The organism is Hymenobacter sp. NBH84, from assembly GCF_014217645.1.
Classification (GTDB): Bacteria; Bacteroidota; Bacteroidia; order Cytophagales; family Hymenobacteraceae; genus Hymenobacter; species Hymenobacter profundi.
Window position 1 is genome coordinate 1,515,251 of the sequence record NZ_CP043644.1, and the last position, 22,764, is coordinate 1,538,014.

At 56.3% G+C, this 22,764-nt stretch carries 16 protein-coding genes and 1 pseudogene; 6 read left to right on the forward strand and 11 right to left on the reverse strand.

The window, feature by feature from the left end:
• Window positions 1-161: 161 nt before the first annotated feature.
• The 4 genes from F1C16_RS06300 to F1C16_RS06315 form a co-directional block, all read right to left on the reverse strand.
• On the reverse strand, window positions 162-2,450 hold the full coding sequence (locus tag F1C16_RS06300; protein ID WP_185283496.1) for a GH92 family glycosyl hydrolase: 2,289 nt from the start codon (window positions 2,448-2,450) through the stop codon (window positions 162-164).
• A gap of 160 nt (window positions 2,451-2,610) precedes the next feature.
• On the reverse strand, window positions 2,611-3,330 hold the full coding sequence (locus tag F1C16_RS06305) for a basic secretory protein-like protein (protein WP_185283497.1): 720 nt from the start codon (window positions 3,328-3,330) through the stop codon (window positions 2,611-2,613).
• A gap of 212 nt (window positions 3,331-3,542) precedes the next feature.
• Window positions 3,543-5,009, reverse strand: coding sequence for a RagB/SusD family nutrient uptake outer membrane protein (locus F1C16_RS06310; RefSeq protein ID WP_185283498.1), 1,467 nt, complete (start codon window positions 5,007-5,009; stop codon window positions 3,543-3,545).
• A gap of 154 nt (window positions 5,010-5,163) precedes the next feature.
• A complete protein-coding gene (locus tag F1C16_RS06315; RefSeq protein WP_185283499.1) occupies window positions 5,164-8,319 on the reverse strand; it encodes a TonB-dependent receptor in 3,156 nt (1,051 codons plus the stop codon).
• A gap of 535 nt (window positions 8,320-8,854) precedes the next feature.
• On the opposite strand from F1C16_RS06315, the gene F1C16_RS06320 reads away from it, so the two are divergent.
• The 3 genes and pseudogenes from F1C16_RS06320 to F1C16_RS06330 all read left to right on the forward strand — a co-directional run bounded on the left by F1C16_RS06320 (window position 8,855) and on the right by F1C16_RS06330 (window position 12,795).
• Window positions 8,855-11,137, forward strand: coding sequence for a GH92 family glycosyl hydrolase (locus F1C16_RS06320; protein WP_185283500.1), 2,283 nt, complete (start codon window positions 8,855-8,857; stop codon window positions 11,135-11,137).
• An 86-nt stretch (window positions 11,138-11,223) separates the two neighbouring features.
• The gene (locus F1C16_RS06325) at window positions 11,224-12,249 is read left to right on the forward strand and encodes a LacI family DNA-binding transcriptional regulator (protein WP_219733435.1); all 1,026 of its coding nucleotides are present in this window, start codon (window positions 11,224-11,226) and stop codon (window positions 12,247-12,249) included.
• Window positions 12,250-12,290: 41 nt separating this feature from the next.
• Window positions 12,291-12,795: pseudogene (locus F1C16_RS06330) on the forward strand (phosphoheptose isomerase).
• A 190-nt stretch (window positions 12,796-12,985) separates the two neighbouring features.
• Here the strand turns inward: F1C16_RS06330 and F1C16_RS06335 are convergent.
• On the reverse strand, window positions 12,986-13,666 hold the full coding sequence (locus F1C16_RS06335; RefSeq protein ID WP_185283502.1) for a hypothetical protein: 681 nt from the start codon (window positions 13,664-13,666) through the stop codon (window positions 12,986-12,988).
• Between the two features lie 119 nt (window positions 13,667-13,785).
• On the opposite strand from F1C16_RS06335, the gene surE reads away from it, so the two are divergent.
• From surE to F1C16_RS06350, 3 genes are all read left to right on the forward strand, one after another.
• Window positions 13,786-14,670, forward strand: coding sequence for a 5'/3'-nucleotidase SurE (surE, locus tag F1C16_RS06340; protein ID WP_374940598.1), 885 nt, complete (start codon window positions 13,786-13,788; stop codon window positions 14,668-14,670).
• A gap of 16 nt (window positions 14,671-14,686) precedes the next feature.
• Window positions 14,687-15,235 carry a 2'-5' RNA ligase family protein gene (locus F1C16_RS06345; RefSeq protein WP_185283504.1) on the forward strand — a complete coding sequence of 183 codons (549 nt, stop codon included), beginning with the start codon at window positions 14,687-14,689 and terminating at the stop codon, window positions 15,233-15,235.
• 164 nt (window positions 15,236-15,399) lie between these two features.
• Window positions 15,400-15,759 (forward strand): putative immunity protein, encoded by a 360-nt coding sequence (locus F1C16_RS06350; protein WP_185283505.1) that lies wholly within the window; start codon window positions 15,400-15,402, stop codon window positions 15,757-15,759.
• Window positions 15,760-15,943: 184 nt separating this feature from the next.
• On the opposite strand, the gene F1C16_RS06355 is transcribed toward F1C16_RS06350, so the two are convergent.
• The 6 genes from F1C16_RS06355 to F1C16_RS06380 form a co-directional block, all read right to left on the reverse strand.
• Window positions 15,944-16,147, reverse strand: coding sequence for a hypothetical protein (locus F1C16_RS06355; RefSeq protein ID WP_185283506.1), 204 nt, complete (start codon window positions 16,145-16,147; stop codon window positions 15,944-15,946).
• 174 nt (window positions 16,148-16,321) lie between these two features.
• On the reverse strand, window positions 16,322-17,653 hold the full coding sequence (locus F1C16_RS06360) for a HAMP domain-containing sensor histidine kinase (protein WP_185283507.1): 1,332 nt from the start codon (window positions 17,651-17,653) through the stop codon (window positions 16,322-16,324).
• Window positions 17,654-17,790: 137 nt separating this feature from the next.
• Complete coding sequence (locus tag F1C16_RS06365; RefSeq protein WP_185283508.1) at window positions 17,791-18,477, reverse strand: response regulator transcription factor; 687 nt, start codon at window positions 18,475-18,477, stop codon at window positions 17,791-17,793.
• A gap of 440 nt (window positions 18,478-18,917) precedes the next feature.
• Window positions 18,918-20,051 (reverse strand): AI-2E family transporter, encoded by a 1,134-nt coding sequence (locus tag F1C16_RS06370; protein WP_185283509.1) that lies wholly within the window; start codon window positions 20,049-20,051, stop codon window positions 18,918-18,920.
• A gap of 91 nt (window positions 20,052-20,142) precedes the next feature.
• Entirely contained in the window at window positions 20,143-21,051 is a 909-nt protein-coding gene (locus F1C16_RS06375) for an NAD(P)/FAD-dependent oxidoreductase (protein ID WP_185283510.1), read from the reverse strand.
• Window positions 21,052-21,168: 117 nt separating this feature from the next.
• Complete coding sequence (locus tag F1C16_RS06380; RefSeq protein WP_185283511.1) at window positions 21,169-22,737, reverse strand: ABC transporter permease/substrate-binding protein; 1,569 nt, start codon at window positions 22,735-22,737, stop codon at window positions 21,169-21,171.
• Window positions 22,738-22,764: the final 27 nt, after the last annotated feature.

Genomic DNA, 22,764 nt, shown 5'->3' on the forward strand with positions numbered 1-22,764 from the left:
ATGGTGGGTAGGGTAATTAGTGCAACGGTACCCCACCCCCTAGCCCCCTCCCCTCCGGGAGAGGGGGAACTAATCATTAGATTTCTAGAAGTCTAGTTTCTAGAGTTAGTTCCCCCTCTCCCGGAGGGGAGGGGGCTAGGGGGTGGGATATTCGTCAGGCCTTACTTGTACTTCGACATAGAGAACGGCGCGGCGGCGTTGCTAGTGCCTCGGGTTTTATTAGGCGTAGAAGTCATGTCAAAATCTAAGGTAGCGCCTTTCATCAGCTCCTCGTGGCTCAGCCAGTTTTTGTCATAGACTTTGCCGTTCATGGTCAGCTGGTTCACGTAGCGGTTCTGATCGGAGTTCTTGGGAGCATTCAGCACGATGTCTTTGCCAGAGGGCAGGTGCAGGGTAGCCTTCGGGAAGAGTGGGGCGCCCAGCACGTACTGGTCGGTGCCAGGGCACACGGGGTAGAAACCTAGCGCCGTAAACACGTACCACGCCGACGTCTGGCCGTTATCTTCGTCGCCGCAGTAACCGTCGGCGGTGGGTAGGTAGAGGCGGTTCATTACCTCGCGCAGCCAATACTGCGCTTTCCAAGGCTGACCAGCATAGTTATACAGGTAAATCATGTGCTGGATGGGCTGGTTGCCGTGGGCATAGTTGCCCATGCCCGCAATCTGCATCTCCCTGATTTCGTGGATGGTGCCGCCGTAATACGAGTCATCGAACACGGGGGGTAGGGCAAACACGGTATCTAGCGTAGCCACAAACTTCTGCTTGCCGCCCATCAAGTCCATCAGCCCCGCTACGTCATGAAACACCGACCAGGTGTAGTGCAAGCTATTGCCCTCCGTGAAGGCGTCACCCCACTTAAAAGGGCTAAACGGCGCTTGGAACTTGCCATTCTCATTCTTGCCGCGCATCAGTCCGCTTTCCTTGTCGAACAGGTTGCGGTAGTTCTGGCTACGCTTGGCGTAGAGGTTGATTTCTTTCTTGGGCTTGCCCAAGGCCTTGGCCAACTGGTAGATAGTGAAGTCGTCGTAGGCGTACTCCAGCGTGCGGGCCGCGTTTTCGTTGATTTTCACATCATAGGGCACGTAGCCGAGCTTGTTGTAATACGCCACGCCCTTGCGGCCCACGGCATCCAGCGGACCTTCGTTGTTGGCGCCGTGCACCAACGCCTCATACAGCACGTTCATGTCCTGTCCGCGAATGCCTTTGAGGTAGGCGTCGGCTACCACAGAGGCCGAGTTGTTGCCCACCATCACGCTGCGCAAACCGGGGCTGGCCCACTCCGGCAGCCAACCACTTTCCTTGTAGTCGTTGGCCAAGCCCTGCTGCATCTCCGCATTTTGGTCGGGGTAGAGCAGGTTCAGGAAGGGGAACAAAGCCCGGAACGTGTCCCAGAAGCCCGTATCGGTATACATGTAGCCCGGCAACACCTCCCCGTTGAAGGGGCTGTAATGCATCACCTTGCCATTGGCATCCAGCTCGTAGAGCTTGCGTGGAAAAAGCAGGGCGCGGTATAGACAGGAATAGAACGTGCGTTTCTGGTCGGCAGTGCCACCTTCCACGTCAATACGGCCCAGGGTCTTGTTCCAGGCATCGCGGCCTTTCTGGCGCACGGCATCAAAGTTCTGGTCACCGATTTCTTTCAGGTTCAGCTCGGCCTGCTCGGGGCTGATAAACGACGAGGCCACGCGGGCCTGCACCTGCTCGCCCTTACGGGTTTTGAAGCCCACGGCCGCGCCGGCGTGGTTCACGGTGGCTTCCATCAGCCCCACGGCCAATTCCTTGTCTTTGAATACGGCCGTGCTGGTAAAGTCGTGGTCGAATTCAATAACGAAGTAGTTCTTGAAGTTCTTGGGCACGCCGCCGCTGTTGCGGGTGGTGTAGCCAATTATTTTGCGCTGCTGGGGGATGATTTTCACCATCGAGCCCTTGTCCAGCGCGTCAATCACTACGTAAGCGCTGTCGGTTTTGGGGAAGGTGAAGCGGAACCGGGCCGCCCGCTCGGTAGGCGCAATTTCGGTCGTTACATCGTGGTCGGCCAAATACACTTTGTAGTAGTTGGGCTCGGCTACCTCGGCCTTGTGCGAGTACCAGCTGGCGCGCGCATCCTCATCAAACACCCGCTGGCCGGTGATGGGCATAATAGCAAACTGCCCGTAGTCGTTCATCCACGGCGAAGGCTGGTGCGTTTGCTTGAAGCCCCGAATTTTATCGGCCGAGTACTGGTAGGCCCAGCCATTACCCATTTTGCCGGTCTGCGGCATCCAGAAGTTCATGCCCCAGGGCAGCGCAATGGCTGGATAAGTATTGCCATTCGACAAGCTAGGCTTGGAATCGGTGCCGATAATGGGGTTCACCCACTGGGCGTAATCTTTCGTCGCCACCGGACCCTGCGCTAGGGTAGGGGCTGCGGTCAGCAGCATGGCAGAAAGAATAGGAAAGAGTTTAGGCATTCGGTTAGGGAAAGAGTAGGGTAACTGAAGGGTATATAAAGAACGTCCTTTTGACCAGCGGGAGAAATCTCGCGTGCTGACCCCGGAGAGTACTTACCGGGAGCACGCAAGATTTCTCCCGCTGGTCAAAAGGACGTTCTGTTTTTTTCATGGTAGCGGTTTACTTATAGGCCAGCTTCACGGCCGTAGGGTTGGCGGTGTAAGCGGCCCACAGTTCGTCCAGCGTTTTGCCGGTTTTTTGCTGCCACAGCTCCGGCGAGTAGGTGTGGGCGCGCAGCGCGGCATCCATCTCGTTCACAATTTTGGGGTAGCCGTTTTGCTCCAGCCACGCCAGAAAGCGAGCCGTGATGCGGTAGCTATTGGTGTAGCTCTGGCCTTCTTTATAATCGGGTAGAGCCCACTTGCCCTGCTGGTTGTTGATACCGAGCGCGTAGCGCGTGTAGTCGGCAATGCCTTCCGTGAGCCAGCCCAGCGAGCCGCTGGGGTAGCCCTGCACAATGTGCATCACCTCGTGCGTCACCACGTCAATGTCCTCCGGGTGGTCCTTCAGCCAGGTAGGGTTGTAGCGCACAATGCCATTGTGGGTAGCCGCCACCCCCTTGTATTCCGGATCCACGATGAAGGTGACTTTCTTCAGGGTATTAGGGTTGAACCGCTTGGCCTCCTTCGGATATACCGTGTAAAACGCATCAATCATGCGTTGCTTGGTAACGGGGTTCAGGGCTGGATCTTTGGAGATAAAGATCAGGGTATATCCCTTTTTCGTTAAGGAGTCCCGGGTGACGGCGACTTGCTGGGGTAAGGGAGCAAGCGTTGGTAGGGCCGGCGAGGGAGGAGCCGTCAGCGAAGCGAGAAAAAAACTCAGCGAAAGTCCTGGCATGCAGATTGGTTAGTGGAACGGGTAGTGTAACAATGTAGAAGTATTCTCCAAATGGTTGCGTCAGAGGTGAATGAAAAGTGCTAGAAACCTTGGCTTCATATTAGCACAAGCACAAAAAAAGAACGTCAGGCCGGGTGGGGTAGCGAAGTGACAGAAATTCCCAGAACCACCACCCACACTTGCCGCGCACCCGGCCATGACGTTCTACTTACCTACCACCCAGGGTTCTGAGTGAGTTCCTTATTGTTGTTTATTTCAGTTGATGGAATGCCCCACAACAGGTATTTTTCCTGAAAGGCTGGTCCCACTTCGCCTTTAAAGCCGATGACGTTGACAAACGTGTTGTTCTTTACATCATAGGCTTTGCGGGTACGCTGAATGTCGAAATAGGCCTTGTTCTCGTACGCCAGTTCGTGGTAACGCTCCTTCCATACAGCTTGACGGAACGCGTCCTGGCTTAAGCCGCTCAACGCAGGTAGTTTAGCCCGTGCCCGAATTTTATTGATTTGTTCGTATGCTTTGGGGGTAGCGGCGCTAGCCTCGTTGATGGCCTCGGCGTAAATAAGCATCACCTCAGGCATACGGATCAGGGTCCAGTTTTCGTCGCAGTTGTAGTTCCGGTTCAAAGCGCTTTCCAAGTGGAAATACTTATAAAGTGCATGCCGGTTGAATTTGACAATGTTTGTCTTCTGTTGATTGGTGCTTCTATCAAACGCCCGATATTCAGAGAAGTAAAATTGTTGTTCCTGGGCCCGTAGGTCACCTGCTTCGTACGAGTTATAAAACTCCTCCGTCGGAATCAGGGATCCATACTCGTCGCCGTACGCCGAAATGCCCACGTTGTAGGGTACAATCAGGGGACTGATAGCGTTGGTGGCAATACCGTTGGCATATTGGGCCTGCAGAATAAATTCACCCTGATTTTTGTCCGTGTTGTTGTGTAGCGAGATGTAGTTGGCGAACAGCGGATAGCTGCCCGCATCAATTACCTCGGCGGCCTTATCAGCAGCCTTCTGGTAATTCTCCTTGATTTGCATGGGGAAGCCTGCCGTAGTCAGATACACATCAGCCAGTAGGGCCTTCACGGCCGACTGAGAGATGCGCCCGGTACGATCTACCACGGGTAGGCCGGCTGCTTCAGCTGTTTGTAGGTCGCTGATGATAAGATTATAGACGTCGGCCTTGGGGCTGCGGCTAGGGTAGAGGTTGGGGCCGGGGCCATTCACCGGCTCCGTCAGCAAAGGCACATCACCGTAGAGGCGCACCAGCAGGTTGTAGAGGTAGGCCCGGATAAAATAGGCTTGGCCCAGCAGTTGCGTTTTCTGCGTCTCATCCATGTCGATGGCCGGAATCCTAGTGATGGCTAGGTTAGCCGCGCCGATGCCATTGTAGGCGGTGTTCCAAACACTGGAGAAGGAGGGGTTAGCTGGGTCAATGCTCTGGTTAATGAATTGGTTGTTGTTGAAGCTCTGCCCCAGTGTAGTAGCGTGTAAAGCCATCAACTCCAGCGTCACCCAAATTCTTTCACCATAGCCCGTGTCGTTTTGCACAATACGCAGATTGTTGTAGAGGCCGTTCACAGCAGCTTGCGCTTGGCCGGCGGTGCTGTAGTAGTCGTCGGGACGAATTTGGGAACGACTATCAACACCCAAGAAATCATCACAACTGGTAACTGCCATGAGCAGTCCTGTGCCCAAGACTGTAGTTCGGGCGAAGCGTTGTATATTCGAAAACATAAGAAAAGACGTTTGAAAGAATGAAGAGTAGTTGTTCTTAAGTAGCTGTCAGTTGGCAAGCAATGCCGATTTATCGCTGACAACAGATAATTGACAACTAGAAAGATACATTCAGGCCAGCTGTGAAAGTGCGAGCCTTGGGATAGTCGAAGAACTGAATGCCTTGGGAGAAAGTATTGCCGTAAGTCGACGTCTCAGGGTCGTAGCCGAAGTAATCAGTGAGTAGGAAGAAGTTCTGCGCCGACACATACACACGGAGGCGGCTCAGCGAAATCTTCTGAATTAACTCGTTGGAGAAGTTATACCCCAGTACCAGGTTACGACCCCGCAGGAACGATGCATCCTGCACTTTATAAGAGTCAATGCGCGAATCGTAGCGGATGTAAGAGGGACGCACTTCAGCAATGCTGGTATTCTGATTCTCCGGTGTCCAGGCGCCTGTCAGAGCCTGCTCGTAGCTATTGGCTTGCCCGGTGCGGTCCAGCGCCGAGTGGTGGGTCAAGTTCATAGCCTTGTTGCCATAAGTGAATTGTAAGTCCACAAGCAGATCAAAGCCTTTGTAGCGGAAGTTGTTGATGAACGAGCCGAAGCCAGTAGGAATGTTCTTACCTAAGATCACCCGGTCCTGGTCGTTGATCTGGCCATCGTTATTTTGATCCTTCCATTTGAGGTCACCGGGTAGGCGGTCATATTTTGCAGCTTCATCCGCTTCGTTGGTGTTCCAAGTGCCCAGACGCTCTAGTCCAAATAGCGAACCTACCGGGTTGCCCACGCGCAGCACGGTGGTCTGGTTGAGGAAGTTCGGACCAGGAAAAATATCGTCGCCAGCTGCGCCCAATTGTAGGATGCGGTTTTGCAGGAAGGAAACGTTGAAGGTCGTATTCCAAGTGAAGTCTGTGCTCTGAATATTTACTGTATTCAGCGACAACTCCAAGCCCCGGTTGCGCACGCTACCTACGTTGCTCGGAATAGAGCCATAGCCGCTGCTGCGTGGTACGGGTGCGTTGAGAAGCAGATCTTTAGTGGTACGCTGGTACAGATCAGCCTCAAAGGTGACGCGGTTTTGCAGCAACCCTACGTTCAGACCCAGGTCAAACTGATCGGCCGTCTCCCATCTAAGGTCTGGGTTGCCTAAGGAACCCAATGTAATACCGTTTGTGCGGGTTCCACTAAAAATATAGCCGTTGGTGCCCAAAAACGTCTGCGACACATAGTTGCCAAAATCAGGACCGCTGTTACCGGTACGACCATAGCCGAAGCGCAGCTTCAGATCCGAGAAAATGCGGTTTTCCTTCAGGAAATCTTCTTCCGAAATCCGCCAGGCAATAGCCGCCGATGGGAAAATCGCATTCTTGTTGTTTTCCCCGAAGCGCGACGAGCCGTCCCGACGGGTGGTCAGAGTCAGCAGGTAGCGGTCCTTGTAGCCATAGTTCACGCGTCCAAAGATGGAGAAGAATTGGTCGGCATTGTAGCCAGAGCTGGGTGGGTTGGGGGTAGAGCCCGTTCCTAGATTATAAAAGCTGAACGCATTGTCTACCAATAGGGTAGTGCTGCTGCCATTTGCTAGGCTTCGGAAGCGGCGGGAGTCTACACCTACCACCACGTTCAACGAGTTGTCTTCGTTCAACTGTTTGTTGTACGTGAGGTAGTTCTGCCACTGCAAGCTAGTAGCGTTGTAGTCGTTGATGCTGGCGTAGCCTTGCTGCCCCCGTAATTGAATCAGGGTGGTAGCGTAGGATGGGTCGTTGTAATTCTGTATTGTGGCGCCTAAGACACTGCGGAAATTCAGGCTCGGCAGGATCGTGAAATCCAGGTAGCCGTTACCCGAGAAAACTTGCCGGCGGCGGAGTTCTTCATCCTCCTGAGCAATGGCAACCGGGTTGTCTCCCGTTTCCATATCCGGGTAGTCTTGGCGCCTGGCGTAGGTGCCATCCGGGTATCTGACGGGCATAATAGGAATCATCTCAATCATCATGCGCGGAATGTTGTTGCCGCCCACGAAGTCATTGCCGATACGCTCATCAATATTATTGTAGTTGATAGTAGTTCCCACTTTCAACCACTTTTTCACTTGGTTATCAACCACCAAGCGGGCATTATAGCGCTTCTGAAACGTATTCAGGATAGTGCCCTGAGCGTTGGTATAGTTCAGAAACAAACCGTACGTAAGCTGGTCGCTACCGCCCGAAAACGACAGGTTGTGGCTTTGGGTCACGCCTGTCTGGGTGGTTTCATCCTGCCAGTCAGTGTTGTAGAGTGGATTCAGGTTGTCGTCAAACAACGGACGCGGGCTATTGGCAGCAGTCAGCGCCCGTCGCTTGATGCGCGGGTCACGGTTGGCGTAGCGGCCAGCGGCCCAGCCAGCAGGGTCATATTTCTGAATGTTCTGATACGCCAAGTCTTCCGTGGCCAGAAATTGCTGCGAGTCCATCACATCCAGCTTGCGGGCAATGCGACTCACACTCACGAAGGTGTCGTAACCAATCTGAGTGCCCTTTTTGCCGCGCTTAGTCGTAATCAGAATAACACCATTGCTACCTTGCGCACCATAAATAGCTGTAGCTGAAGCGTCTTTTAGTACTTCAATGCTGGCAATATCATTGGGGTTCAGCGAGGTAATACCTGCATCCCAGAATACGCCATCTACTACATAAAGTGGGTTGTTGCCCGCATTAATAGAGCCATAGCCCCGCACCCGAATGAGTGGGCTGCTACCCGGTTGGCCCGAATTCAGAGATACATCAACACCCGCTACCCGGCCCTGTAAGCCCTGCGCTACGTTTACGATGGGACGTTCTTCCAGCTCCTTGCTGCTTACGCTACCTACAGCTCCCGTCACATCGGAACGCTTTTGCGTACCGTAGCCTACCACCACTACCTCGTCCAGCGCCTTATTATCTGTTACCAGCCGTATTGTCAGCGTGGTACGGCCGCCAATAGCTACTTCCTGGGCTACGTAACCGATAGAAGAAACGACCAGCGTTTCGTTGCCGGTAGGCACCGTCAGAGAGAAACGACCCTCCGCATCAGATGAGGCCCCTACGCCCGTAGCACCTTTGAGTACCACGGTGGCGCCGGGTAATGGGTTGCCTTGGTCATCCCGCACTTGGCCCTGCACCGTCACGTCAACACGACGGAAGGTCTCTGCCGCATGGTTGTTGGCCGTAGCCTGTGTGAGAGGTAACACCATTGCCACACTAAGCGCCAGCAGCGGTACCCTACACAACTGTTTAACAGATAAAGAAGAGGTCATAAGGTAAGATTTGGTGGAAGATGGAAATGAAAAAAACAATGAAGTAGGCTTGTCTCTCTAAAATGTTCACCCTTGTAGAAATCGATTGCAAAGAAAACTTAAACGTTTTAGCATGTCGATGTATAAAGTGAAATCAAAAGCGAGGCAAAAGCGAAAAGCTGAAGATTAGCGCGTGAAAAGCTACGGGCTACCCGGGCCAGCTGCTCGGGGTAGGGTAGGGAAGACAGCTATAATGACCTATAGAATAGGTAGCTGACGCGTTAGGAAAAGAGCTGAATTAGAGCGTAGGTCGTAAGCAGCAAAGAGAAACCATTGCACTAGCCTAAAGCAAAAAAGCGGTTTGTGAGCGAAAATATCAAGTATTTATTTTGATCTACCAAACAACTGCTAAAAGCTTTTAGCATATTTGCCCGGCAAGCCAGAAGCTATAATACTGTAAGGCCATACTGTTGCCACTAAGAATTGCAGGCCCACATCACCCGGCCGCACCCAATACAGGCTGCTTTCCCATCGCCATTTATCCTAACCTATTCGCATGCGAAAAGCGCGTACTCACTTCCGGCAGGCCGCTGCTCGGCCATTTCGCTGGCTGCTTGGCGGACTGTTGCTAATTAGCGCCACCACTCACGCTCAAAACCAAAAACTCACCTCCTACGTCGACCCCATGATTGGGACCGGCGGGCACGGCCACGTATTTCTGGGGGCTAATGTGCCCTTTGGAGCCGTACAGGTAGGGCCGCAGAACATTTTCAAGGGCTGGGACTGGTGCTCAGGCTACCACTATTCCGATAGTCTGATTGTTGGCTTCTCGCACACGCACCTCAGTGGCACCGGCGGCTCCGACCTCGGCGACGTGCTCATCATGCCTTACACTGGTCCGCTCAAAACCGATAAAGGCCAGCAGAAAGCGCCCCACCAAGGCTACCTCTCGCGCTTCTCGCACCAGCGCGAAACCGCAAAACCCGGCTACTATGCCGTGACGCTGGACGACTACGGCATCCGGGCCGAACTGACCAGCTCCGCAAGGGTAGGCATGCACAAGTACACCTTCCCTGCTGGCGGTAAAGAGGCCCATGTTATCATCGACCTTAAAGAAGGCATCGACGACAAAGCCACCGATACGTATATAGAGCAGATAGACGCGCAGACGTTTGTGGGGTACCGCTTCTCCAAAGGGTGGGCCCGCGACCAGCGCCTATACTTCGCCATCAAGACGTCGGCGCCGGTGCCGCAGTTTTCTATTTACAACGAGGCCGAAAAGCTCACGGGTAAATCGGGAAAGGGGCAGTCTATTAAAGGGGTGTTCAACTTTGCGAAGGCTCCCAGTACCTTACTGCTGAAGGTAGGCATCTCGCCAGTGAGCACCGAAAATGCGCTGGCAAACATTCAGGCCGAAATTCCTAGCTGGGATTTCGCCAAGGTGCAGCAGGCCACTGATGCGGAGTGGAACAAGGAGCTAGCCAAGGTCACCATCGAAACCAAGGACGCAACGGCCCGGCGCATTTTCTACACGTCCATGTACCACGCGCTGTTTGCGCCGGCCCTGTTCAACGATGCCAACGGCGACTACCGCGGCACCGATAAGAAGGTGTACGAAAAAGCGCCGTTTCAGAATTACACCATCTTTTCGCTCTGGGACACCTACCGCACGGCGCAGTCGCTCTACCTGCTGGCCCAGCCCGAGCGGGTAGGGGACATGATGCAGTCGATGCTGGCTATTTACCGGCAGCAGGGCAAGCTGCCCATCTGGCACCTGATGGGCAACGAAACCAACACCATGGTAGGCTACAGCGCCGTGCCAGCCTTGGCCGAAGCATACCTGAAAGGCACGCCCGGCCTCGACGGCAACCAGCTGCTGGATGCCATGCGCGCCTCCAGCACCCGCGACGACGAGGGCGTGAAGTACGTAAAGGAACTGGGCTTCATACCGGCCGACAAAGAAAGCGAGTCGGTAGCGAAGGCCATGGAGTATGCTATTGACGATTGGAGCATTGCGCAGGTAGCCAAAAAGTTGGGCAAGCAGGAAGATTATCAGAACTACAGCAAACGCGCCCAGTATTATAAGAAATACTTCGACCCGCACACCCGCTTCATGCGCGGCCTCACCTCGGATGGCAAGTTCCAGTTGCCCTTCGACCCCATTCAATCTATTCACCGCCAGAACAACTACACCGAGGGCAATGCCTGGCAGTACACCTGGCTGGTGCCGCAAGACCCACCTGGCCTGATCAAGCTGTTCGGCTCCGATGCGGCGTTTGTGGAGAAGCTCGATAGCCTGTTTGTGGTGCAGGGTAGCCTGGGCGAAAGCGCCTCGCCGGATATATCGGGGCTGATTGGCATGTATGCCCACGGCAACGAGCCCAGCCACGCCACGGTGTACCTCTACCCCTACGCCGGCCAGCAGTGGAAAACCGCCGCCAAGGTACGCCAGGTGCTGCGCGAAATGTACCTCGACAAGCCCGACGGCATCAGCGGCAACGAGGACTGCGGGCAAATGTCGGCCTGGTATATTATGTCGGCTATGGGTTTCTACCCCGTGAGCCCCAGCAGTGGTGCCTACGTACTGGGTAGCCCCATCGTCGATAAGGCTACTATTCGCCTGCCAAAAGGCAAGGTGTTCGTGCTGGAAGCGAAGAATAATAGTGCCGCCAATCCCTATATTCAGTCGGCGAAGCTCAACGGCAAGCCCTACCCCAACAGCTACCTGCTGCACAAAGATGTAGTAGCCGGTGGCACGCTAGAGCTTACCATGGGCCCACAGCCCAATACAAGCTTCGGCGCTGCCGCGGCTAATCGCCCAAAAGAAGTGTATGAATAGAGTATTAGGGTCATGGATAATGTTCAATGAAATACCTGAACATCATCCAAGACCCCAAGACCCCAAGACCCCAAGACCCCAAATACTTGAAAAAGAAAACCCTGATCCGCGACATTGCGCAGCACCTGGATGTGTCCATTGCCACTGTGTCGTTGGTGCTTAACGGGAAAGCGAAAGAAAACCGCATCAGCGACGCGCTGGCTGAGAAGGTGCTAACATATGTGGAGGAAGTTGGGTACAAGCCGAACCAACTGGCCAAGAGCCTGCGCACAGGCAAAACCCACGTTATTGGGCTAATTGTAGAGGATATTGCCAACTCGTTTTTTGCCACGGTGGCGGGCCTGATTGAGAAGAAGGCACTGGAGCGCGGCTACCGCATCATCTATTGTAGCACCAACAACGACACCGCCAAGACCAGCGACTTACTCACCATGTTTCAGGAGCGACACGTGGATGGCTACGTGGTGGCGCCTCCCAACGGGGTAGAAGAAGAAATTGGTGCCTTGGTGCGCAACGGTAAACCCGTGGTGCTGTTCGACCGCCTGCTACCGGGCGTGCTGGCCAATGCCGTGGTGGTAGACGGCGCCGCCGGCACTTCCCAGGCCACACGGCACTTGCTGAGCCAGGGATTTTCGTCGGTGGCCTTTGTGACCATCAACTCCGGGCAGACCCAGATGCTGGGCCGACGGCAGGGCTACGCGCAGGCCATGCGCGAATACGGCTTATCGGAGTTGGTACTGGAGGTGGATTTTCTGCTGGAACGTGAACAGATGATTCAGCGCATTCACGAGTTTTTGCGCGCCAATCCGCTGTGCGATGCTATCCTGTTCTCTACCAATTACCTGAGCGTGTATGGGCTGGAAGCCATCAGCCGCCTGGGGCTGCGCATTCCGGAGGATATTGCCATTGTTTCCTTCGACGATTCCGACCTTTTTAGGCTGTATTCGCCCACAATTACCGTTATTGCGCAGCCCATGGAGGTGATGGCCGATAATATTATTGGCACGCTCCTAACCGCCCTGGAAGGGGGCGACGAGAAAGGCCGGACCACGCAAGTGCAGCTGCCGCCGTCCCTACTCATCCGGCAGTCATCGATTCGCCGCTTACACTAGCCTCTGTTTTAATTATCTGGTTCTTTTACCTTTTTCTTCTTATGGAAACTACCGCTGCTAAATCCGCGCTTTTTGCCGAAGTAGCCGAGCACCTGCAACAGCAGGGCTTCACCGTCGACCGCCGGGACGATACGCGTCCGTGGGGCGGCTTTTTTGTGTTGGACGAGGAGGCAGGCCCAGGCTTTTGCCGATGCCTATTTCGATGGGCTGTCGGTGGATAGCCTGCGCATCTCGGGCAAGCTCAGCCCTAAAATCCTACTGGTAGCACCTCACCAGCGTTTGTCATGGCAGTACCACCACCGCCGCGCCGAAATCTGGCGCGTGGTACGTGGTACTGTGGGCGTTATCACCAGCGACACCGATGAGGAAGGCGAGCTGAAAAGCTACAGCCCCGGCGAGCAAATTGTCCTGCAACAGGGCGAGCGGCACCGCCTTATCGGCCTCGACGACTGGGGCATCATTGCCGAAATCTGGCAGCACACCGACCCCCAGCAACCCTCTGACGAAGACGACATCGTTCGCGTACAAGACGACTTCGGACGCTAGACGAGTGACTGAGTGAGTTTGTAAGATTGTGCAGTTGTAAAGAAGAAAGCGTCTGTCATCCTGAGCTTACAAAGGACCCTATTTCAGTGGAACGACCATCGTACTAACGACTCGTTCTACTGTGATAAGGTCCTTCGCAAGCTCAGGATGACAGACGCTTTCTTCTTTACAACTGCACAATCTTACCATCTCAATACACCACAACTCCTGTAATACGCGTAGCGGTAGGGATTTCAGCCGAAGGCATGTCGGTGCTGTGGTCAGCGGGGAGGGAGTTTTCGTCTAGCAGCCAGGCCATGCGAGCTTGGCGTGAGACGGCCGCGAAGCCATCGGGGGTGGTGCGTACCCGCGTTAAGCCAAACAGCTGACGCGCTGCACCGAAGGGCGAGCCTACGCCCACTCCCTCGCCGGTGCGGTACTGCGGATCGGTAACGATGATGCGCCGCAGGTAAAAACCCCGTTGCTGGTTGCCGGCCATTTCCAGTAGGGTAGGCGGCGCCGACGGGTCTTGCGCATCGCGCATCTCGTAGGCGGGGTAGGTGCTGTCGCCCACCGTGCGCGTGAGCTTGCGCAGCTGGTCAGCGGGTACGCGGGCCAGGAGCAGCTTTTCGGGCATCCGCACCCGCAGCCGCCCGGCCTGGCCGGGGCTGATCAGGTGCAGCGAATCGGGCATATTCGGAGTTTGCGCAATGCGTTGTGCGGCCGCGTCGGGGTCGGTGGCGCGAGAGTCGCCGGCAAAGGGCGATGCTCCGCTAGAGGCCGTGGGTGTGGTAGACGAGTCGCAGGCGGTCAGCCCAGCCAGCAGCGCCAGGGGCAGCAGGGCGGCCCGCAGCAGCCCTATACCGGGAAGAAAGAAAGTTGAAGGTAGCATGTCCGAGTTACGGCAACGAGCGGCTTGGTGTTGAGAGGAAACCTGCATAACCAAAACTTTACGACCGAAGGCAGCCGACTTGCGTACCTTTAGCCGAGCTTTTTTCATCCAAAACCTTTCTGATCGTGCCCGACGCTTCTGCCCGCAAACCACTTATTCTGATTTCCAACGACGATGGCATTACGGCCCCCGGCATTGCCGTGCTGGTGCGCGTGATGCGCCGCCTGGGCGAGGTGGTGGTAGTGGCGCCTGACTCGCCCCAGTCGGGTATGGGCCACGCCATCACCATTGGCCATCCCCTGCGCCTCGACCCTAGCCGCGTGTTTGCGGATGAGGGCATCGAGGCCTACGAGTGCTCCGGCACACCCGCCGACTGCGTGAAGCTGGCCAAACACATGGTCCTAAAAGACCGCAACCCCGACCTAGTAGTTTCGGGCATCAACCACGGCTCCAACTCCTCCGTGAATGTGCTGTACTCGGGCACAATGTCGGCAGCCATTGAGGCGGCCATTGAGGGGCTACCTGCCATCGGCTTCTCGCTCTGCGACTACGGCCACGAGGCTGATTTCTCGCACGTAGAAGAGTGGGTGGAGCACCTCACCCGGCAAGCCCTGGCCCACGGCATTCCGGCGGGTACAGCCCTCAATATTAACATTCCCAAGAAGCAGGAGCAGCCCATTCTGGGTACGCGCCTGTGCCGGCAGGCTCGCGCCAAGTGGCAGGAGGAGTTCGACCTGCGCCACGACCCGCACCGCCGTCCTTATTATTGGCTGATTGGCAACTTCGTGAATGAAGATCAAGGTGAAGACACCGACGAGTGGGCACTGGCCAACAACTACATTTCCGTAGTTCCTTGCCAATTCGACCTCACTGCGCATTACGGCCTCAGCCAGCTCAATGAAAGCTGGGACTTGACGCTGGGCGACCACCCGCCACGCCGTCCTACCCAGCCGCGCACGCCCTATATCGGCAGCGCTACCCCTACCGACCCGCGCCCGGAGTAGGGTAGGCCCCACTCCAGTGCCCACGAAACCGCTGTACCTGGTAGCGCTGCTGCTACCCGAGCCCGCACTAGCAGAGGTGTGGGCGCTGAAGCAGGAAGTGCACCAGCGCACGGGCAGCCGCAACGCCGTGCGCCTACCCCCGCACATCACCCTCATTCCGCCCCTGCGCCAATCCCCCGAGTTTGAGCAGAAGGCGCGGCAGACCCTGGCAGCTTTCGCGGTTACGCAACAACCGTTTGGGGTAGGGGTGCAGGATTTCGCGTGGTTCGGCAACCGCACGTTGTTTGTGCGCGTGCCGGAGGACGAAGGCGTACGGGCTTTCCACGCGGCCTTGCAGGCGTGGTGCGCGGCGCAGCTGCCAGAAGTGCCCCGCGAAACCCGGCCCTTTACGCCTCATGTCACCCTCGCTACCCGCGACCTGCCCGCCGGACAGGTGCCCGAATTACGGTCCCTGTTCGCGGCGCGTACCTACGCGGCTACTTTTGAGGTAGCGACATTCCAGCTATTTCGCCACGATGGGCAGCAATGGCAGGTGGTCCAGGCCTTTGCGCTTACTGCGGCATAGCAAAGACGTTAATTAAAAGGATGATACACATGGTAGCTTGGCGAGTTGGCGAATGCTGTGCTAGGCGAGTTTTTCACTCTGCTGTTCTTGCGTGGTGCCCTACCTCCCGGTCCTTTCTCCTCGTAGAGTTGATTCGGGCTGTTACTGATGAGCTGCTTACACTTATGCATGATTTTCCTAAACCACCATTTAAAAATCCTGCTTTGCCTATTCATCATGCGCTGGCGCTGGAAGCCGCTGACTGCGCGGAGGGGGTACTACCTTTATTTGAGCAGGTATGCCCCCACGATATGCGTCCCCGCGAGGCATTAGCCACGTTGCGGGCTTGGGTGCAAGGGCAGACGAGCATGCTGTCTTGTCGGAAAGCCGCGTTTGGTGCGCACGCGGCGGCACGGGCCGCTAGCAAACCAGCCGCCGTAGCCGCTGCTCGTGCTGCTGGTCAGGCGGCCGCAGTGGCACATATGTATACCCATGCTCGTCATGTGGCCGCTTATGCTGCCAAAGCAACTGCTTTAGCAGCATAACACTCCCTTGCGCTGCAATGGCTCTGGTTTCACCTTTGCATTTCAACTGTCAACTAAGGCCAGCAACGCATAGTGTAGGTCTTGGGGTAGGGAATTCTTCGGTTTGAAAGTAGAGCGCAAAAAAAAGGCCCCGTCCAAAGGACGAGGCTTTTCCTGTCTGCAAGGTAGTGCGCCTAGCCGGCCGCTATAGTACCTGTTGCGGCCGATGGTGCAGAATAGCTGTATGCACCGCCTGCACGTGCTTGTGCTCAAAGGCGGGATTGTCAGATTTATGAATGACAGGAATGCTGGTGCTAACGGGGAGCCGGTGGTGTGTTGCCTGCTGGTACCACAACACACCGATCAGCCCAAGTAGCACCGCTAGTAACAAGAGCAGCAGCTTCTTCATGGCCTGAGAAAAATTCTGTGTCCGAAAGCTACGCGCAGCAAAATGAAGCCTGCGTGAAACCAGTCGATACCAAGTCAGCCTATCACAAAAAAAGACGCTCTGATTTGAGTCAGAGCGTCTTTTTTAGGAAAAAATTCCCGTGCGTAGCGGTGCTAGCCTAGCGGCCGCACTACCTCACGCAAACTCCAGAATGAAGGTAGTGCCCTCGCCCACAGTTGACTCCACCCGCAGGTCGGCGCCGTGAAAGTCGGCAATGGTTTTGGCGATGGGTAGGCCCAGGCCGTAGCCCTCCGGCGCAGCGGCACCTTTATGAAAGCGCAAGAACCGGTCGAACAGGTGCGGAATATTTTCAGCAGCAATACCGGGACCCGTGTCGTGCACGCCCAGGCGGTAGCGGCCATCGGGTAGGAGCTGGCCCGTGACGGTGATGCTGCCTTCCTCGCGGTTGTATTTGATGGCGTTGCTAATCAGGTTGAACAGGAGCGTAAAGAGCAGCGTGCGGTTGGCATTGGGGAGCACATAATCGGGGTGCAACTCCACTAATAGCTTTATTTCGCGTTGGGCTAGGCGGTCTTCCAGCTCATTGGTCACGTCGGCTAGCACCGTAGCCAGCGATACGGTTTCGTTGCGCAGATACTGCTCGTTTTCGATGTTGGCGATGAGCAGCAGCGTTTTCACCGTGTTGCGCAGGCGGTAGAGTGTTTTCTGCGACTCCACCAATTTCAAAGAATGCGCGTGGCTCAGACGCGGGTCTTGCAGCATGTTCTCGAACCGCGTTTGCAAGATACTCACCGGCGTCAGCAGCTCATGCGACACATTCGACATAAACTCCCGCTCCTTGGCAAAAGCCCGCTGTATCTTGTGCATCATGCCGTTGAGGCTGTCGTCGAGGCGACGGAAGTCGGCGGTAGTGGTGACCAGCGGCTCAAAGGGAAACGCCGAGGGGTGGTTCACGGCCTGTAGTTTCTGGGTGATCAGCCTACCCAACGGCCGCAGCAGGTAGTGGGCAAAGGCGGCGTCGGTAAATACCGTCAGCAAGGCGCCAATCACCAGCACCCACAGCGCCAGGTGGCGTAGCGTGTAGGTTAGTAGTTCCACCGTAGCCAGACTGCTCCCGATTTCCAGCCGGTAGGCCCGCCCGCCGCGCCGAAATACGTGGCTGAGAATCCGAAAGTCCTCAATCTCATTGTCTACCTGGCGCTGCTCCTCCAACATCCGCACGGGTTCCTCGGGGGTAGTGTCGGGTAGGGGGGTAAGGCTGATGTACTCCTGCTTCAGGATATTATAATCGGCGTATGCCTCGGCGTTCTGCTCCTGCCGTACAAAGGCGGAAATGCCGTCGCGCCGGATTAGGTCCAGCAGCTCCGTTTGCTTCTCGCGTAGGCGCTGGTCGGTGTGCGCCACGGATACTCTACTCACAATTGGCGGCAGCACCACCACGCCCAGCAGCACCAGCAGCAGCTTCGACAGCGCATTAAATAAGACCAGCTTTGCTTCTAACCGCATGGTTTACTATTGCTAAAACCCTGTCATCCTGAGCAGAACGAAGGACCTTATGTCCGTTGAACGAGTCGTTGGTACGCTAGTCGCTCTCACGTGATAAGGTCCTTCGCTCTGCTCAGGATGACAGGGGTGTTTGACGTTTAATTTCCCTCCGTAATGCGGTAACCAATGCCGCGCACAGTTTCCAGGAAATCGGTGGGCGCAAACTGGCCGAGTTTTTTGCGGACGTTCTTGATGTGTACGTCGATGTAGTTGGAATCGGAATCGTCTTCCAGCACGTTGCCCCACAGGTGTTCGCCTAGTTGCAAGCGCGTGAGCACGCGGTTTTTGTGTAGCAGTAGGTAGTGCAGCAAGTCAAACTCCTTCTTGGTGAGCGTCACCTCCTGGCCCTGGTAGTGCAGCGTGCGCCCCGTTACATCTAGGTGAAAGCCATTGCCGAAATCCACTTCCTGGCGCTTCAGCCCAAACTTACGCCGCGTGATGGCCTGCATCCGGCTCTGCAACTCCATGAGCGAGAAGGGCTTAGGAAGGTAGTCGTCGGCGCCCAGGTCGAGGCCTTTGATGCGGTCGTCGATGGCACCGCGGGCCGTGAGGATGATGAAGGCGGCCTCCTGGTTCTCGTTCTCCTTGGCTTCACGCAGCAAATCCAGGCCGTCGCCGTCGGGTAGGCCCAGGTCCAGCAGCACGAAATCGTAGCTATTCACGAAGATTTTCTCCGACGCCTCGGCATACGTGCGGGCCGAGTCGCAGATATACTGCGACTGCGTCAGGAACTGGCGCACCTCCTGGTGCAGGCTTTTTTCGTCTTCGACAATCAGTACATACATAAGCTAAAGGCAGACGGGTAAGGGGAAAAGTTCAGGGCAGCAACATACGGAATCAGGCGTGAAGGAGAGGTGAAGCGCCAAATACGAATACTACCCACTGGTGAAACGGGAGGACCAAATCTGTAAAGATTTACCATGCAGAGCGGTCCATCCGGCTATGGAGCACCGAACTCGGCAAATTTGGCATTATGTCCAAGGTCACTAAAGATCACGCCTACCTACTGGCCGCCGATGAGCGGCAGGTGTACTAATACATTTTCATACCCAATGACTTGACTGAGGCTGCCTGCGCGTTGCGTAATCTGCTAGCCTAATCGGGCTTGTACCTTTTGGAAGTGACAGTAAGTGGCCACATAACGTAGCAGAAACTAATAAAACACTAGCGAATACAATGAGCCGTAGCCCTCGCTAAAACCACATCGAAGCGGTTTAAGCGAGGGCTACTTGTCTTCGTCCGTTGACTGGTGGTCGCCCAACGCATCTTTAATATAGAGTTCCTGAATCAGGGTCATGAACGTGACGAGGGTAGGCATGGCAATGATGGTACCCGGCAAGCCACCTAGCACGCCACCCAGCAGCGCCCCCAGCAGCACCAGCACCGGTGGTACCGATACGGTGCGCTGCTGCACCAGCGGCACCACCACGTAGCTTTCCACTTGCTGCACGCCCAGGTACACCAAGCCCACGTACAGCATCATTTCGGGGCCTTGCAGCACCGCCAGCAGCACCCCCGGTACGGCCGCCACAATAGGCCCAATGAAGGGAACGAAGTCCAGGATAAACGTCAATACTCCTAGCACCAGCGCCAACGGAATGCCTAGCAGCATTAGGCCCGCCCAGGTAAGAATGCCCACGGCCAGCATGGCAATAAACTGCCCGAGCAGCCACCCTTCCAGCTGCTGTACCACGCAACCCACTACCTCGCGTGCCCGCTGCCGGCGGGCTATTGGAAATAAGCGCGTGAAGCCGTTCACGTACAGGTTAGGGTCAAGAGCCAGGAAGAAGCCCGCAATGAGCAGCACCACGGTATTGGCCACGATACCCAGAAAGCTGCCCACATACCCCGTCATCCGGCTGAGGTTGGGGGCCGAGGCATCGGAGCGCACCTTATCGATAATGTAGTGGCCCCATTGCGTCTCTTCCAGTTGGCTCTCAATTTTGTTGACGGCCGCCGGCAGATTAGACGACAGCGTGCTTGCCTGTTCAGATATGCGCGGCGCGGCTAGCATCACAAACCCAGTGATGAGTCCGATGAGCAGTAACAAAGCCAGCGTAACCGCTAACTTCTGCGGGATTTTGCTGGAAATCCGGCAAAATATACGGCCAATGGCCCGCAGCAACACCGCAAACAGCACCGATCCAAAGCTCAAGAGTAGGATAGAAATGCTGGCCCACAGAAACCACAACAGTAGCCCTACGCACAGCACCGTTCCTACCACAATCAGCACTCGCGTCATGAAGCCATCCGACTGCTGCTTCGGGTCAAATGGGCCTTTGGAAGCGTTGGAGTGAGTAGAAGGTGTGCGCGCCGCCGGTGACGCCGCCTGAAATGTATTGCGGATAAAATCGAGCATGTGGGTAGCCAGTAAGTATAGTACTGATACTGGCTCGGCTAAGTAAAGTTGACCAGCGCCCTCTTGCATCGCCTACCGCGAAGCAATAGCGTTAGAAGTCTGCTGCTATCAATTCCCGGTCTAGAGCACCACCTGTCATGCCACCCTGAGCGCTGGCAACGGATATCTGCCGCATCGGCGTAGTAAGGTCGCCTGCCGCAAATACGCCGGGCACCGTAGTAGCGCCCATCTCGTTGGTGCGCAGGTGCCCGTTTTCCGTGAGTTCGCAACCAAGTTGTGCATGAAAGTCAAGCGGCAAGGAAAAAGGTACGTGGGCAAACAAGGCCGTAAGCGGTACCTGCTCGTCGCTAGTCAGGCGCAGGTAGCGCAGCTGACCCGCCTCATGCTCCAGCGCCGCCAAGGGTGTTTCGATAATGCGGACAGAATGGGCTTGCAACTGCTGGGTTTGCTCTGCGGTGAAGGTAGAAGGCCCATTCGTGAACACACGTAGATCAGCGGACCAATGCTGAATCATGCGAGCAAAATGAAACCCCATGTCGCCATTGCCGAGCACGCCCAGAGGTTGGCTGTGCACTTCGTAGCCGTGGCAATAGGGGCAGTGTAGCACCGAGATGCCCCAACAGTCAGCAAAGCCCGGCAGTGCGGGCATTTCATCGCGGATGCCCGTGGCAAGTAGTAGCTTACGTCCCCGGAAAGTCTGTCCATCCTCGGTGCTCAGGCTGAAATAGTGGCCGTCAGGGGTGATGTGCGTGACAGTGGCCGTGCGGAGCTGTACAGTGGTGTAGGGTAGGAGTTGCTCGCGGGCAATGGAAAGCAGCTGCTGGGGGGTAGCCCCGTCGCGGGTGAAAAAGCTGTGGGAGTGGGGCGTCTGCCGATTGGCCGGACTGCCAGCATCCAGTACCAGCACGCGGCGGCGTGAGCGGCCCAGCATCAGCGCGGCGCTGAGACCAGCTACGCTGCCACCAACAACTAGTGCATCAAAAAGCGTGTCAGAAGACATAACAAAAAGCAAGAAGGTAGAAGAATAACTATACAACAAATATATGCAACAATGTTTCAATAAAGTAAAAAGAAATACGTTTCCGCAAAGCTCCGCCTCCGCGAGCCGACAGTTTTTCTACTGCCGCAGGTAGGCGCCCAACTGCGAAATAGAGGCAATGCCTAAGTTGGCGGCCTGCTGGCGCCGCATCAACAGGGCATAGGCGTTGTTGAAGCCCAGCGGCGCCAGCCACTCCAAGTTGTAGCGCCGTCGGAAACCTCGTTGCACGTAGTCATACACGGCTTGCGGGTTGCCGCCAAGTGAGTCTAACACGGCGGCGGAGGGTTGCAACAGCACCAGCAGGCCCGTGCCGGTGTACTCCGGGTACAAGTCGATTTCGCCGCGCCGCAGGGCCTCGAAGCAAATACTGGTGCCGCCCAGGCCGGTCTTGGTGGCTACGTTTAGATCTGTATTGGCCCGAATGAGGGCTGCGTACATTTCTACCAGAATAGTTTGCTCAGCAAAAATCTTGGCGCCCAGCGTGATGGTAGGGGCGCCGGTTGGGGTAGGGCGCGGTGCGGCCCACAGACCGCGCTGCCGCAGAAAAGCTTCGGCTACAGCGCGAGGGTCTTTGTGCAGATAATCAACCTGATAATTCAGATCAGTCATCATCGAATCATTGATCTGCCCGGCTAGTCTGGCCAGCGCTGGCGCCAACTGGGGGTGGGCGGCCAGTGCCTGCGGGCGCACCACCGGGGCGGCGTAGTAGGGCGGAAAAGCCTGCTTGTCGTCGTGGAGCACGCGCAGATCGTAGGCTTTGATGCGGCCGTCGGTGGAGTAGCCATCGATGAGGTCTACCTCGCCGGCGCGGGCGGCTTCGTATACCAGCGCCGGGGCCAGAATGACGTTGCTGGGGTGCAAATCGTAGGTCGTGGCCAAGCCCGGTAGCCCATCGGCCCTACCCACAAACTCGGGACTGAAGCCGGCTCGTAGCCGTGCGCTGGCGCGGGGTATCAAGTAGAGGCCACCCAATAGCGGCAGCACCACCAACAGCGCCGTGCCTACCCGCGTGAGCTGGCGGGCACTCAGGCGCTGCACGCCCGCCAGTGCCACATCAAAGGCTACCGCCAGCCCAGCCGCCGGAATAGCGCCGGCCAGAATCATAACGGGGTTATTGAGGGCGATACCGCCAAAGATGAATTCGCCCAGGCCACCCGCCGCCACGTAGGCCGCCAGCGTGGCTACGCCCACGTTAATCACCGTGGCCGTGCGGATGCCCGCAAACAAAACGGGTAGGGCAAGCGGCAGCTCCACGCGCCGCAGAATTTGCCAATTGGTGAGGCCCAGGCCGCGGGCGGCTTCCACCACGCCAGCATCTACACCGCGCACGCCTTCCACCGTATTGCGCACAATGGGCAGCAACGAATACAGAAACAGCGCGAAGATGGCCGGCTCGTAGCCAATGCCCATCAGCGGAATTAGAAAGCCCAGCAGCGCAATACTCGGGATGGTTTGCAAGATACCCGCGAAGCCCAGCACCGGCCCCGCCCACCGCGGCCGCCGCGCCACCGCCAGCCCTGCGGGCACGCCTACCAGCACGCCCAGCAGCAGCGCCGCCGCCGTCAGGCCAATGTGCTGAATGGTCTGCTGACCAAGTTTAGCAGCTTGCTCATGCCAGAAGGAGAAAAGGTCGGAGAGGGTTTGCACGGGGGCTGGTGTAGATGATTGGAGAAG